Below are 14,989 nucleotides of genomic sequence, written 5' to 3' on the forward strand. Positions count from 1 at the left end.
GGCGAAAGGCGTTACCCCGTCCGGCTACCACTTATCGTGCGCCGGACACGCCTTTCCACCTCAGCAGTCGAATCGCATTGGCGGTGACCAGCACCGTCGCGCCGGTATCGGCGAGAATCGCCGGCCAGAGACCGGTAATGCCGGCGATCGTAGTCACCAGGAATACCGCTTTCAGGCCAAGCGCCATGCTAATGTTCTGGCGGATGTTGTTCATCGTCGTTCGGGACAGCACGACCATGTTGGCGACGTCGGTCACGCGGCCGTGAAAAGCCGCCGCATCCGCCGTCTCCAACGCCACGTCGGTGCCGCCGCCCATGGCGATGCCGACATCCGCGGCCGCCAGCGCGGGCGCGTCGTTGATGCCGTCGCCGACCTTGGCGACGATCTGATTTTGCGCCTGCAGCTCGCGCACGATGCGCTGCTTGTCCTCCGGCAGGAGCTGCGCGCGAGGCTCGATGCCGAGACCCTTCGCAATTGCACCAGCGGTGCGGGCGTTATCACCGGTCAGCATGAGAGCATCGATTCCCACTGTTTGAAGGGCTTCGATGCCGGCGCGGGCATCAGTGCGGGGCTCGTCGCGCATGGCGATGAGGCCGGCGAGCTTGCCTTGGACCACAAGCACGGAGACACTCTTGCCCTCATCGTTCATCGCCTCGATCCGGGCGGCCTGTTCGGCGGATAACGGCTCGATTTCCCGCGCCGCCTGCGGCGAGAGAAGCGACATGGTCTCGCCACCGACACGACCGCTGACGCCCTTGCCCGGCAAGGCCCTGGCTTCGGCCGCTGGCGGCATCGGGACACGATCGGCCTTAGCCCGTTCCAGGATTGCGACGGCAAGCGGATGGCTCGACCCGTTTTCGAGCGCGGCCGCCCGTGACAGCAGCTGGGCCTCGGTGTAGCTGAAGCCGACGATATCCGTCACCTTCGGCTTACCTTCGGTCAATGTGCCCGTTTTGTCGAACGCGACCGTCGTCACCTTGCCCATGGTCTCCAGGACCGCGCCGCCCTTCAACAGCAGGCCGCTGCGGGCACCGGCGGACAGCGCCGCGGCGATCGCCGCGGGGGTCGATATCACCAGGGCGCACGGGCAGCCGATGAGCAGGATGGCCAGACCCTTGTATATCCATTCCAGCCAACTTGCCCCCGCCGTCAGCGGCGGCGTCACCGCCACCAGGGTCGCGACGGCGACTACGCCGGGCGTGTAGTAGCGCGAGAAGCGGTCGATGAACCGCTCCGTCGGGGCTTTGGATTCCTGCGCCTCCTCGACAAGCTTCACCACGCGGGCAATCGTGTTGTCGGCCGCGGCAGCAGTGACTTTGACCCACAGCACGGCGTCTGTGTTGATGGTGCCTGCAAAGACCTTGGCATCCACGCCCTTGCGCACGGGTGTGCTCTCGCCGGTGACCGGTGCTTCGTCGATGGCGCTCTCGCCGTCGACGATCACGCCGTCGGCGGCAATGCGGTCGCCGGGACGCACGAGAATGACTGCACCCACCGCAAGGCTGTCAGCCTGAACTTCGCGGGTCTGGCCGTTTTCATCGACCAGCGCGGTCTTCGGAACCAGGGTCGTCAGCGACTGGATGCTCGCCCGCGCCTTTCCGGCCGCGACGCCTTCCAGTAGCTCGCCGACGAGGAAGAGGAAGACCACTGTCGCCGCCTCTTCGCCGGCATTGATGATGACCGCGCCGACAGCGGCGATCGTCATCAGCATCTCGATGGAGAACGGCGTGCCCGCCAACGCCGCCATGACCGCGCGCCGCGCGATCGGCACGAGGCCGACCAGCATGGCGACGATGAAGGCATAGGGTGCGATCGAGGGCACGAGATGGCCGACGGCATAGGCAGCGACCAGCGCCGCGCCGGACATGATCGTCAGCCGGCCCTTTTTGCTGGCCCACCAGGGGCCGTTCGCGAGCGTATGGTCATGACCGTGCAGCCCCTCGATTTCTTCTTCGGCATGGCGGTGATGATCATGATCGGCGTGATCGTGCGTCGAATGATTATGGCCGTCATGATCGTGATGGTGCTCATGACGATGATCATCGTGCCGATGTTCGGAGGGTTTGGGCTCTGTCTTGCCGGCCAGCGGGGCTACGGAGTAGCCGAGCCCCATCACCTTCTTTTCAATCGCCGTAAGGTTGCTGGTCTCGTCATGGTGCACGGTCATTGTTCCGGCAGTTACCGAAACGGAGACATCTTCGACGCCGGGCATCCGCCTGACGGCCGTATCGATCTTGGCCGCGCATGATGCGCAATCCATGCCGCCAACTCGGTATCGCGTCTGTGTCGCCGCTGCCATGATCCGCTTCCTTGTCAAATCCTGGCATCTTTCCTACATCCTCTAGTGACTAGAGGTGCAAGAGGAAAATCATGAAAAAGATCACGATCGGCGAAGCAGCCCGGCAAAGTGGCGTCAAGGTGCCGACGATCCGCTATTATGAGAGCATCGGCCTTCTGGCTGAACCGGAGCGCAGCGAGGGCAATCAGCGTTCCTATGAGCCGTCGCATCTCCACAGGCTGGCTTTCATCCGCCACGCCCGCGAGCTGGGTTTCGAAGTCGATGCGATCCGCACACTTTTGGCCTTGCAGGATGATCCCAATCAATCCTGCGCCTCCGCCGACGCCATCGCCAAGGCACGCCTGATCGAAGTCGAGCAGCGAATTCGCAGCCTGACGGCACTGAAGGCCGAGCTGGAGATGATGGTCGAAGGTTGCGGCCACGGCCGCGTCGACCAATGCCGGGTGATCGAAGTGCTTGCCGATCACGGCCAGTGCATGCATCCGCATCATTGATCCATCGGCCCCCGCGGCGCTGAACTGGTAGCCGGATGTTCTCGCCGACTCCGGACCCGAACTCACATGAGGTGAAGCAGAGTACCGCTGGCCGCCAGCAGCGCGACGACCACCCAGGGCGGTGCCTTCCAGACGACGAGGAGGATGAAGCCGATCAGCGCCAGCGCGAAATCGTAAGGATTGAGGATCGCGCTCGTCCAGACCGGGCTATAAAGCGCGGCCCCGAGAATGCCAACGACTGCCGCATTCGCGCCGCGCATCGCCGCCTGCGCGAGAGGACGTTTGCGGAAGCCGTCCCAGAAGGGCAGGGCGCCGATGAGCAGCAGGAAACCAGGCAGGAAGATGCCGACAAGGCAGATGGCGGCGCCAAGGATGCCGTTCGGAGCAGGCCCCATGACGGCACCGAGATAGGCGGCGAAGGTGAAGAGCGGTCCGGGAACCGCCTGGGCCGCGCCGTAACCGGCAAGGAAGGCGTCGTTCGTCACCCAGCCGGGCTTGACGACCTCCGCCTGAAGCAACGGCAGCACGACGTGTCCGCCCCCGAAGACGAGAGAGCCGGAGCGGTAAAAGGCGTCGAACATTGACAGACCCTGGGACGCCGTCGCCGTCGCAATGATGGGCAGAAGGCCAAGCAACAGGAAGAAGGCGGCAAGGCTCGTTATGCCGACGCCGCGCGAAACGCGGAAAGCAAAGTGGGTGGAGGTCGTGACGGAGCCGCTGCGACACAGGATGAAGCCACCGAGCGCGCCGAATGCGATGGCGGCGACCTGCCCGACCGATCCCGGAGCAAAGACGACGATTAGCACCCCTGCGAGCGCTATGCTGGCACGTTCCCGATCCGGCGTCAGGTTCCTCGCCATGCCCCATACCGCCTGCGCGACCACGGCGACGGCAACGATCTTCAGCCCATGCAGCAGGCCTGCACCGATGGGGCCGTCGAACGCTGTTGCCGCCATCGCGAAGACCACCAGCAGCAGGGCAGACGGAAGGGTAAAGGCCGTCCACGCGGCGAGCGCACCAAGCGGCCCGCCGCGTAGAAGTCCAAGCGCGAAGCCGAGCTGGCTTGATGCCGGGCCGGGAAGGAACTGGCAGAGTGCGACAAGGTCGGCAAAGCCGTCCTCGTCAAGCCATTTGCGGCGTGCGACCAGTTCGTCCCGGAAATAGCCAAGATGGGCGATCGGCCCTCCGAAGGATGTTAGGCCGAGCTTGAGGAAGGCGAAGAAGACCTCGCCGGGCCTTCCATTGTGATATGCTGCCGCTTCTTCATGAACTGCTTCCGACGACTTCACGAAGCAGCTCCCCGGCCTTCTGATATTTCATTCACACCCATCAAAAGCGACTCTCTCGAAAATCGATATCGGTACCGAGACTATAGGCCAAGGGTATAGGCTGCAATCGTCCAAGGGCTGGGGGCCGAACGAAGCACAAGTCGTGCCGCCGTCTTTGGTAGGCAATTACTCCCTTTGGTCCGTGGAACCGACCTTGTTTGTCGAATTGAGCGGAAGGGTGGTGGGGCTTAATATTCAGATATGAAGACGCTCCGGATCACCCTGGCTCAGAAGCTGATGATGCTGGCCGCATTTCTGGCGGTCATGGCGCTTGCCGTGCGTGTCCCGGACGTTCCATCCGGAGCCGGATATCATGAACTGTATGCGATAACCGCATCAGCGGCCTTGCCGGACGATGCAGACGTTTGCGTCCAGATTGATCAGGCCGCCGGCACCAAACCGACGCAACTGCTGACGGACAGTCACAAACACACTCACAAACACCATCACAGATGTTGTCGCGCCGGCTGTTCTGTCTTCGGCGCCATTGGTTCGCCGATCGTCATTCCGGCGCCACGCATCGCTCGGATATTCTCCGTGCCACAGTGGCCAACACTTTCTCCCTCCGACCCGCAAGACCTTCAGCGTCCGCCAAAACGCCTTGCTTGAGATCGCCAGGCATTTCGGCCGTCGACAGGCGTTTCGGCAGGACCACCTGTTCCTCCGATCGCAACGGAAACACGAAACCGGTGCTCACGCGCACGACCTCCGCAGCGGGATTTAACCTAGCTCCGCGAGGCTGGTTTGCACAGGTTTTCAGCGTGCCGTCGACTGCAGGACAAACCAGCCTGGCTGTTTGCGAGTTCTCGTCCCCAATCCAGTCAAGCTCGTTGCCAGCCTGATCTCTAGGGGAATCGGCGGCACGTTTGAAGGAGTTTTCGATGTCCACTGCCATAATTGCTTTCAACACTCTTCGCCAGGCGCCCCGTCGCTTTTGCCGAGCGTTCTGGGCGACTATCCCGAGCCGCGTACGGCGAACACCACTGATGTTCCGCACCGGAAGATACATCTATCGCAGGTTCAGCCGGAACGCCGAGCGGGTTCAAACTCACTACACGCATTTCATGCGGAATCCGCCACTGCTGGCGGTCATTGGAGCACTCGCGTCGGAATGTCCTGGCGATGGCAGCATCAAGATTGCATCGATCGGATGCAGCACCGGGGCTGAACTGTATTCGGCTCTCTATGCCATTAAAAAAGTCAGAAGCGATCTGAACCTCATAGCGTATGGCGCGGACATATCGAGCGCGGTCGTCGAGGTAGCAAAGCGAGGTATCTACCGCCCGGATATTCCGTCGGCCGAGGGCAGTTTCTACGCGGCCGGAAGGCCAGAAGTCGCAAGTCCCGATATGCCGTCGCTCATGGAAATCCTGGAGCCTCTTCCGGACGGATCGCTCCGGGTAAGGGACCAGCTCAGGCAAGGCATCACCTGGCTCACGGCTGACGCCACGGACGGCAAGCTGCCGGACCTGATCGGGCGGCAGGATTTTCTGCTCGCGAACAATTTTATGGGGCCGATGGAGGATCCGTTGGCTGAACGGTGTCTCCGCAACATGACGAAGCTGGTTGCTCCGGGTGGGTATCTGATCGTCGACGGGATTGATCTGGACATCAAGACCAAGGTCTTGAAGGCATCGGGCTTCCGGCCCGTGCTGGCAAGCCAGGACGAGATATGGGCGTGGGAGGCGTCGAAGAATGGTTGGCCGTGGCTGCGTTGGGCACGGGAGCCACTGAATCGCAGCGAGCCCGATTGGACTTTTCGATATTGCGTCATCTTCCGCCGCGGAGATCAATAGCCATCAAAGATCGGGTCCGGCCGCGGAAAACTGCCCGTCAGGCAGATAGCGGCCGACGACCTGCCAACATGGATCGTGGACGATGCTGTCACCTGTCGAAGACATGGATGCCGAAGTTGGTCGAGACCGGCCGCAATCCATCGCGGCTGAAAGTGTCCGTTTCATACCGGCGATGATGACCGACGGGATCTGGGTCGTCATCGCGAAGGTCGTTTCGCAGATTTCCCAAATCGCGACGTTCTTCCTCGCGGCGCGAGTGCTGAGCCCGGCGGAGTTCGGGCTTTTTGCCTTCGTTTCCGCCATTGCCGTCCTGCTGGTGGTAGTAGCGGAAGGGGGATGGGCGGAATTCATAATGAAGAATGGCGACGACGAGGAAAGCTTCAGTCAGGTCGCCACCATATCCCTTCTTAGCGGCTGTCTCTTCACCGCAGCCGGTGTGATCGCAGCCTTTGCCTTCTACGCTCTCACAGGCAATGGAGCGCAAAGCGCGCTGCTTGCGCTGTTCAGTTGCTGGATGCTACCCGCCGCTCTGACAGTGACTTTCGATGGCGTGCTAGTCGTTCGAGGCCGCCTGCGTCAGCGGGCGATCGTCAGAATCCTCGGGGAGTTAGTGGGGCTGGGCGCGGCGATAGCACTGCTCAAACTTCATGGAGATGCTTCGGCACTGGCGACGAGCAAGATTGCTTGCCAAATCGTGCTGCTCGTTGGCTCGATCCTTGTCGCGATGCGGTGGCCGCGCTTGCGTTTGACAAAGTCCATGCTGGCCGAAGTCATGGCGTTCTCCTGGCAGATCGTCGGCAATCGGCTGGTCGTTTTTGTCGGCTCCTATTCGGGCACGCTTGTCGTCGGAAGCTTCCTTGGAATTGCGGATGCCGGTTTCTACCGTGCGGCTGAGCGTATCGTCGCCGCTGTTTCCGAACTCCTGGGAGAGCCGGCGCGGTCGTTGAGCTGGGTGGTTTTCCGGAAGGCTCATCGGCGACCTGCCGCGTCGGGGCCATCGGCTGGCGGTGCCGGTGTCCGTTTCCTGCTCGCCCTTCTTGCCGTTGCAGCGCCCATGTACCTCGGGCTTGCGCAGATATCCGACGTAGCCGTACGGCTGGTGCTTGGCGACATATGGATGCCCGCAGCTTCGATAATACCCTTCCTGTGTCTGCGGCAGCTATTGCTCTCGCCGGGCTATATCAACGAGGCGTCGCTATCCATCGTTGGACACATCGGACGTCGGCTTCCCATTACGCTATTGAACGTCGCCATTTCGCTCGCGGTCACCATCGCGGTTGCCCGGTTTGGACTGTGGCAGCTGGCTGTCGCTCAGTGTTTCACGGCAGCCTTCGCGCTGGCAACCTCCATCAGATTGCAGTCGAAGTTCGCCGGCGTGGATTGGTTGGAGATCGGAAAAGGCGTGATCCTGCTGATCGTGCCTCCGAACCTGCTGATGGCGGTGACGGTGTTTTTCACGCGGCAATATCTTGCCGGAGAATTACCGTGGCAAGCGGTGCTCGTCCTCCAGATCTGCGCCGGCGTGCTGGTCTACGCTGCGGCCCTGCTGGTCGCGGTTCGACTGATCAAACGTCTGCGTTGGCTGCCGTTGGAATAGGCGGTACATTGAACGCGATCGCGGGTTGCGGGCCCGAAATATCGATACCCCAAAATTGCGATATGGTCGCCTCCGGGGAAGCGGCCATATCGTATACTGCATCATTTCAGTGGCTGTGCGTCATAATCAATGGCTGACTGGACGCACACACCTCCCGCATCGATCAAGAGCACCCGCTCGTCGCACCGCAAGTGTCGCACTTCTCGCAAGTCCCGTTACGGACCATCGTGAAGTTCTGGCATTCGGTGCACATGTTGCCGGTGTAGCCCTGCATGATGGAGCGGGCGCGGCGTTCCGATTCCAGTTTCTTGGCTTCCGCCTTGGCCGTTGCCGCGTCGTCTGCCGCCTTGTCGGAGAAGAGGGCGGTGGAGGCGTCGGCGGTTTCGGTTGCCAGTTCCTCGGCGATCTCTTCGGCCAGTTCCTTGGCGCGTTCCTCATAGTCGCGTTTGAAGGCGACGACTTCCGAGGTTGAGATGGCGCTGGCCGGCTCGACCTTGCGCGCAGCATTGCCGGCGAAGGCGGTGATCGTCGCGCCTGAGGAAGCGCGGGCAGGGGCTGCCGTGGCCGAACCCTTGACGTCGGCTGCCTGGCGTTCGCCCGATGTCGGCACCAGCGTCGGCTTGTAGCCGCGGGTCAGGCCCTTGGAGACGACATCCGCCTTGCCTTCCGATACGCCGCGTCCAAGCGCTGTATTGCTGAAGTCCGAGGTATCGACATGGGCGAGATCATGGCGGCCGAGATAGGAGATCGCCAGCTCGCGGAACACGTAGTCGAGGATCGACGTGGCGTTCTTGATCGCGTCGTTGCCGGTGACGATGCCGGCCGGCTCGAACTTGGTGAAGGTGAAGGCGTCGACATACTCCTCGAGCGGCACGCCGTATTGCAGGCCGAGCGAGACGGAGATTGCGAAATTGTTGATGAAGGCGCGCAGCGCCGAACCTTCCTTGTTCATGTCGAGGAAGATTTCGCCGAGACGACCGTCGTCATATTCCCCGGTGCGCAGGAAGATGGTGTGTCCGCCGATCTTGGCCTTCTGGGTGTAACCCTTGCGGCGACCGGGGAGTTTTTCCTGGCTGCGGACGACCTTTTCGATGACACGTTCGATGATCTTTTCGGTGACGGTGACTGCCTGGGCGGCAGCCGGGGCCTGCAGCAGTTCTTCCACTGCATCGTCGTCACCCTCGTCGTCGATCAGCGAGGCGTTCAGCGGCTGGCTAAGCTTGGAGCCGTCGCGATAAAGCGCATTCGCCTTCAAGCCGAGCTTCCAGGAGAGCATGTAGGCGTTCTTGCAATCCTCGACGGTCGCTTCGTTGGCCATGTTGATCGTCTTGGAAATGGCGCCCGAGATGAAGGGTTGGGCGGCAGCCATCATGCGGATATGGCTTTCGACAGAGAGATAGCGCTTGCCGATCTTGCCGCAGGGATTGGCGCAATCGAAGACCGCCAGGTGCTCGTTCTTGAGGAACGGCGCGCCTTCCAGCGTCATCGCACCGCAGACATGGATGTTGGCGGCCTCGATCTCCTTCTTGGAGAAACCGAGATGGTCGAGCAGGTTGAAGCTGATATCGGTCAGCTGCTCGTCGGAAACCTTCAGCGTGCCCTTCAGGAAGTCGGCGCCAAGCGTCCACTGGTTGAAGACGAACTTGATATCGAAGGCGCTCTTCAGCGCGGCATTGACGGCCTCGACCTTCTCGTCGGTGAAGCCCTTGGCCTTCAGCGTCGAAGGATTGATGGCCGGCGCCTGGTTCAGGTTGCCGTGGCCGACGGCGTAGGCCTCGATCTCGGCGATCTGGCTTTCGCTATAGCCGAGCGCGCGCAGCGCTTCCGGAACGGCGCGGTTGATGATCTTGAAGTAGCCGCCGCCGGCAAGCTTCTTGAATTTCACCAGCGCGAAGTCCGGCTCGATACCGGTGGTGTCGCAATCCATGACGAGGCCGATCGTACCCGTCGGCGCGATGACGGTGGCCTGGGCGTTGCGGTAGCCGTGCTGTTCGCCAAGGCTCAAGGCCTTGTCCCAGGCAGCCTTGGCATGGGCGACGAGATCCTGGTCCGAATTGTGGCCGTGGATCAGCGCCACCGGATTGACCGACAGGCCTTCATAGCCCGAGGTCTCGCCATAGGCGGCGCGGCGGTGGTTGCGGATGACGCGCAGCATATGCTCGCGGTTCGGCTTGAACATCGGGAAGGTCCCGAGTTCGGAGGCCATTTCGGCCGAGGTCGCATAGGCGATGCCGGTCATGATCGCGGTCAGCGAACCGGCGATAGCGCGGGCTTCGTCGCTGTCATAGGGGATGCCGGAGGACATCAGCAGGCCGCCGATATTGGCATAGCCGAGGCCGAGCGTGCGGTATTCGTAAGAGAGTTCGGCAATGCGGCGCGACGGGAACTGCGCCATCATGACCGAGATTTCGAGGACGACGGTCCACAGGCGAACTGCATGCTCGTAGTCGCCGATATTGATGCGCTTGGTCGCTGCGTCCTTGAAGGTCATCAGGTTCAGCGACGCAAGGTTGCAGGCCGTATCGTCGAGGAACATATATTCCGAGCACGGATTGGACGCACGGATCGGGCCGGCGGCCGGGCTGGTGTGCCAGTCGTTCATCGTCGTGTTGAAGTGCAGGCCTGGATCGGCCGATGCCCAGGCGGCGTAGGAGATCGATTCCCAAAGGTCGCGCGCCTTCAGCGTCTTGACGACCTTGCCGTCCTTGCGGGCGGTCAGGTGCCAGTCGGCGTCGTTTTCGACGGCGCGCAGGAAGTCGTCCTTGATCGAGACGGAATTGTTGGAATTCTGGCCGGAAACGGTCAGATAGGCTTCCGAATCCCAGTCGGTGTCATAGGTCTTGAACTCGAGGTCCTTGTAGCCCTGGCGAGCGAACTGGATGACGCGCTGGACGTAATTTTCCGGAACCTGGTCCTTCTTGGCGGCGCGGATTTCACGCTTCAGGGCAGGGTTCTTGGCCGAGTCGAAGCAATCGTCATTGTCGCCTTCGCAATTGACGGCAGCCTTCATGATCGCCTTCAGGTGCTTGGCGACGATCTTGGAGCCGGTGACGAGGGCGGCGACCTTCTGCTCTTCCTTCACCTTCCAGTTGATATATTCCTCGATATCCGGATGGTCGATGTCGACGACCACCATCTTGGCGGCGCGGCGCGTCGTGCCGCCCGACTTGATGGCGCCGGCAGCACGGTCGCCGATCTTCAGGAAGCTCATCAGGCCGGAGGAACGGCCGCCGCCAGAGAGCTTTTCGCCTTCGCCGCGCAGCAGCGAGAAGTTGGAGCCGGTGCCGGAACCATATTTGAAGAGACGCGCTTCACGAACCCAGAGGTCCATGATGCCGCCCTCGTTGACGAGATCGTCCTCGACCGACTGGATGAAGCAGGCATGCGGCTGCGGATGTTCATAGGCCGACTTGGACTTGGTGATTTTGCCGGTGAAGGGGTCGACATAGAAATGGCCCTGGCCGGGGCCGTCAATGCCGTAGGCCCAGTGCATGCCGGTGTTGAACCACTGCGGCGAGTTCGGCGCGACGCGCTGGGTGGCGAGCATATAGGCAAGCTCGTCGCGGAAGGCGGAGGCGTCTTCTTCGGAAGAGAAATAGCCGCCCTTCCAGCCCCAATAGGTCCAGGTGCCGGCGAGACGGTCGAAGACCTGGCGCGCATCGGTTTCGGAGCCGGTCTGGCTTTCCTTCGGCAGATCCTTCAGGGCCACGTCATCGGGCACGGAGCGCCACAGGAAGGAAGGAACGTCGTTTTCCTCGACCTTCTTCAGCTTGGCGGGTACGCCCGCTTTGCGGAAATACTTCTGTGCCAGGATGTCGGCAGCAACCTGCGAAAACTGCGCCGGCACGTCGATGTTTTCGAGGCGGAACACGATCGAACCGTCAGGGTTCTTGATCTCGCTGGTCGCCTTGCGGAACTCGATCTCCGCATAGGGTGACTGGCCTGCCTTCGTAAAACGACGTTCGATGCGCATGATCCCATAACCTCATTCGTTGACGCGCGCCTGCCTCGTAACAGGGCGCAAAAATCTTTGTCCGGCCTCGCGATTTCAAACGCGCAGCCAGTGTTCACTCTGTCTTCTGACAGGAGGTGCCATCCGGAGATGTCTTTCCTGTATCTTGTGGTGATGGTGGCTGCAAACACTAAATATAGTATTAACAGCTTATTGCCGCCAGTCCCCGCATGTCTTTTTTTGGCAGCATCGATATCGGCAAAAAAACCCTCACGGCGCCACCAGTCATGGTGCATCGCCCTGAATACAAATCCGATTTCGAGTTAAGGACCAGCCCCCAATAATTCGTCCGGTCCAGTCGCCGCCGCAACGTCAGCCATTAACTTTGAAAGACACGATTCCGTCAAGGGGTGGTCTGCGACGGATTTTTAACCACAATATCTTGTGGGCATGCCTGTGGAAATTGGGGAAACGCCAGGAGTCCCAAAGATTCAATCGCTTGGCGGAAATTGTTCGCTCTTCGCGCGACCGCTTGTGAGCTGAATGCCACCGACGACGGAAATAAAAACGACAATATTGTGACCGTGACCCCGAAGCCATTGGCAGAGGCGCAAAAGCATGCAGCAACCCCTCATGATTCGCGCGGAAGGCCTTGAATCCCACGCAATCCTGGTATCTCGGCAACCACTAAATATAGTGGGCGCCAAAGCGCCCACCTCTATTGCTGATGTCTGCGTCCGGTTTTGGCACATCAAATCGAATCACGACTGATTCGCGGGAGTCCCTATAAGCCTCAGCCGCGATGACCCTTGGCGATTGGCTCCTGATAGGTGAAGCCCATGTCCCAGGGGAAGTAGATCCAGGTGTCCTGGCTGACCTCGGTGATGAAGGTGTCGATGGTCGGCACGCCCTTCGGCTTGGCGTAGACGCAGGCAAAATGCGCCTTCGGCAACATGTTGCGCACTTCGACCGCCGTTTTGCCGGTGTCGGTCAGGTCGTCGACGACCAAGACGCCTTCGCCGCCATTGGTGGCGAGTTCCGGCGCGATGCCCTTGAGCAGGTTCATTTCGCCCTGGCTCGAATAATCGTGGTAGGAGGCGATACAGACGGTCTCGATCAGACGGATATTCAGTTCGCGCGAGATGATGGCGGCGGGGACCAAGCCGCCACGGGTGATGCAGACGATCGCCTTGAACTCGCGATTGAGGCCGGCGAGCCGCCAGGCAAGTGCGCGGGCATCGCGATGGAACTGATCCCAGGATACGGGAAAGGCTTTATCGGGTAGGGACATGGCTCAGAGGCTCCGGGAAGCAGTGGATGACGACGCGCCGGCGCTGCCGGCGACCCTGAGCAGACCCCGCGACGGGCGCGGACCATGGACCAAATCCTGAAACGCAATTCGCAGGCTTTCTGACCGGACATGATCTTGTCCAAAAATCGTTTGGACTTTAGCGATCACGCTCCATGGACCACGCGAATGGGTTCCCTGGCGGGAATTCTCTCATCGGTCGCTGCTTTCTGCTGGATTTGCGGTCAAAAGGCAAGAGCCGCCGCCGCTCCACTCATCCAGCAGGGTTACGCGGGTCAGCGTGCCAGCAGCGTCATGGCCGTCATCGACTGCAACAATGTCCGCGTCGTCCCACCGAAGATCAACTGCCAGAGCCAGGAATGTGTATAGGCACCCATGACGAGGAGATCGATGCTGTCGTCGGCAAGGCGATTTTCGATGACCTGCGACGGCGTCCTGCCGCCGCACATCGCCGTCTCCTGTCTGGCGCGAATACCATGACGCACGAGCGTCGCGGTAATCTCCGCGCCGGTCTCCGACGGCGAATGCGTCGAACTATCGGCCGTATCGACGGAAAAAACCTCCACGGAATCGGCAGTCTTCAGGAACGGCAGAGCATCGAAGGTGGCGCGGGCAGCTTCCTTCGAGCCGTTCCAGGCGATCAATACACGACGAATAGGCTTCGGCTCGCTGAAGATATAGGGAATGAGCAGGACCGGACGACCGCTCTCGAACAGGAAGCTTTCCACATCGACTTGCGAGTCGGAAGACTTGGCGGGATCCGGCTGCACAGCAACCAGGAGATCGGCGCTGCGGGCAATTTCCATCAGCGGCTGCGAGCCATAGCCGACGCTGCTGCCAATGCTGCGCCATTCATAGGCGATGCCTTCGCGCTCCATTTTTGTCCGGAACAGCCGCTCGATATCGATGGCCTGTTTGCGCGCCATATCCTGCAGGGCCTGCACGGCCACCGGATCGGGGATTTCCATCGGCGCCACCAGCGGCACGGCCGAGACGATTTCCGCATGCAGACCTACGATACGAGCGTCGTGCTCCTTGGCGAACGCGGCGGCGAAATCGACCGCTACGCGCGTATTGTCGGCGGTATCGAGAATGACCAGGATGGTTTTATAGGGCATGACATGATCTCCCGTGCGGAAAGGTCCACATTGCCTCATTATATCAGTGTTCCGCCTGATAATAATGCGCCGAGATGACAGCGGTTCCCTAACGGATTAAATGCGCTCGTTGAACGTCATGCTTCAGCGGACTGATTTCCTTTGTCTTTCGCCTGCCTGATGGTTTCGATCATTGCGCGTACTTCAGCTGCGACAGTTTCAACTAGCTCGGCGGAACGGCCCCTCACGACGATCTCGGTCGAGAAGAATTGACCGACATAGCGTGGGTAGGAGCCGATGCTGGTCTCAGGGTGCGCCTTCTGGATGAGGCCGAGCGGCGTGCCGATCTCGCCCTCGCCATAGGGGCAGGAAATGGCGGTCGACAAAACGGGCGTGCCCGTCCTGAGCGTCGGTATGACATTGTCGAGCATCGCCTGGAAAACCTGTGGCACCCCGGCCATCACATAGACGTTGCCGATGTTGAAACCAGGGGCCGTCGAAACCGGATTGGCAATGTGCCTGGAGCCGACTGGCATGCGGGCCATCCGCTGGCGGGCCTCGGTGAATTCCATTTCGCGCCGCGCATACATCTCGCCCATCAACCGCATCGCTTCAGCGTCGTGCTCGCAGGGCACGCCGAACGCCTTGGCGACGGCATCGGCGGTGATGTCGTCATGGGTCGGGCCGATGCCGCCTGACGTGAAGACATAATCATATTGGCCGCGCAAAGCATTCAACGCCGACACGATGGCATCCTCGTCGTCGGCAACGATGCGAACTTCCTTCAAGTCGATGCCGGCCAGCAGCAGCACATCGGCGAGATGGCCGATATTCTTGTCCTTGGTGCGGCCGGAGAGCAGTTCGTCGCCGATGGCCAGCATGGCGGCGGTGACAATGGTTTCATTGGTCATGGAAAATATCCGTGGAATTGCGCAGCGGCGCGTTCGAAAAACGTCAGAAATAGGTAGCGCCGTTTGCGGCGAATGGAAACCGTCGTTTTCGTTTCCCGAGCTGCCATCAAAAAAAGCAACTGCAAGTGAATTTTCGTCTACATCGGGTGAACAGTGCGTTCCAGCTGTGGGGGCTGCGCCTTCGTTTTCGGGCTGATACAAAACAC

General features: G+C 60.9%; 10 protein-coding genes. 4 read left to right on the forward strand and 6 right to left on the reverse strand.

Features of this window, described 5'->3' with window-relative positions; all coding sequences use genetic code 11:
- Nucleotides 1-31: 31 nt before the first annotated feature.
- Entirely contained in the window at nucleotides 32-2,299 is a 2,268-nt protein-coding gene (locus PY649_RS05755; RefSeq protein ID WP_285867241.1) for a heavy metal translocating P-type ATPase, read from the reverse strand.
- Between the two features lie 71 nt (nucleotides 2,300-2,370).
- Here PY649_RS05755 and PY649_RS05760 point away from each other — a divergent pair, with 71 nt between their 5' ends.
- Nucleotides 2,371-2,793, forward strand: coding sequence for a MerR family transcriptional regulator (locus PY649_RS05760; protein ID WP_285867242.1), 423 nt, complete (start codon nucleotides 2,371-2,373; stop codon nucleotides 2,791-2,793).
- Between the two features lie 62 nt (nucleotides 2,794-2,855).
- Here the strand turns inward: PY649_RS05760 and chrA are convergent, their stop codons facing one another.
- Nucleotides 2,856-4,082, reverse strand: a complete 1,227-nt coding sequence (gene chrA, locus PY649_RS05765; RefSeq protein WP_285867243.1) for a chromate efflux transporter — start codon at nucleotides 4,080-4,082, stop codon at nucleotides 2,856-2,858.
- Nucleotides 4,083-4,358: 276 nt separating this feature from the next.
- Here chrA and PY649_RS05770 point away from each other — a divergent pair, with 276 nt between their 5' ends.
- The 3 genes from PY649_RS05770 to PY649_RS05780 all read left to right on the forward strand — a co-directional run bounded on the left by PY649_RS05770 (nucleotide 4,359) and on the right by PY649_RS05780 (nucleotide 7,514).
- On the forward strand, nucleotides 4,359-4,730 hold the full coding sequence (locus PY649_RS05770; RefSeq protein ID WP_285867244.1) for a hypothetical protein: 372 nt from the start codon (nucleotides 4,359-4,361) through the stop codon (nucleotides 4,728-4,730).
- Nucleotides 4,731-5,002: 272 nt separating this feature from the next.
- Nucleotides 5,003-5,917, forward strand: coding sequence for a CheR family methyltransferase (locus PY649_RS05775; RefSeq protein ID WP_285867245.1), 915 nt, complete (start codon nucleotides 5,003-5,005; stop codon nucleotides 5,915-5,917).
- An 82-nt stretch (nucleotides 5,918-5,999) separates the two neighbouring features.
- Nucleotides 6,000-7,514: an oligosaccharide flippase family protein gene (locus PY649_RS05780; protein WP_285867247.1), complete on the forward strand. Its 1,515-nt coding sequence runs from the start codon at nucleotides 6,000-6,002 to the stop codon at nucleotides 7,512-7,514.
- A 163-nt stretch (nucleotides 7,515-7,677) separates the two neighbouring features.
- On the opposite strand, the gene PY649_RS05785 is transcribed toward PY649_RS05780, so the two are convergent.
- The 4 genes from PY649_RS05785 to PY649_RS05800 form a co-directional block, all read right to left on the reverse strand.
- A complete protein-coding gene (locus tag PY649_RS05785) occupies nucleotides 7,678-11,487 on the reverse strand; it encodes a vitamin B12-dependent ribonucleotide reductase (protein WP_285867248.1) in 3,810 nt (1,269 codons plus the stop codon).
- 772 nt (nucleotides 11,488-12,259) lie between these two features.
- Nucleotides 12,260-12,757, reverse strand: a complete 498-nt coding sequence (gpt, locus tag PY649_RS05790) for a xanthine phosphoribosyltransferase (protein WP_285867249.1) — start codon at nucleotides 12,755-12,757, stop codon at nucleotides 12,260-12,262.
- A gap of 293 nt (nucleotides 12,758-13,050) precedes the next feature.
- Nucleotides 13,051-13,893 (reverse strand): universal stress protein, encoded by an 843-nt coding sequence (locus PY649_RS05795; RefSeq protein WP_285867250.1) that lies wholly within the window; start codon nucleotides 13,891-13,893, stop codon nucleotides 13,051-13,053.
- A 116-nt stretch (nucleotides 13,894-14,009) separates the two neighbouring features.
- Nucleotides 14,010-14,783: a competence/damage-inducible protein A gene (locus PY649_RS05800; protein ID WP_285867251.1), complete on the reverse strand. Its 774-nt coding sequence runs from the start codon at nucleotides 14,781-14,783 to the stop codon at nucleotides 14,010-14,012.
- Nucleotides 14,784-14,989: the final 206 nt, after the last annotated feature.

The organism is Rhizobium mayense, assembly GCF_030272705.1.
GTDB classification, from domain to species: Bacteria; Pseudomonadota; Alphaproteobacteria; order Rhizobiales; family Rhizobiaceae; genus Rhizobium; species Rhizobium mayense.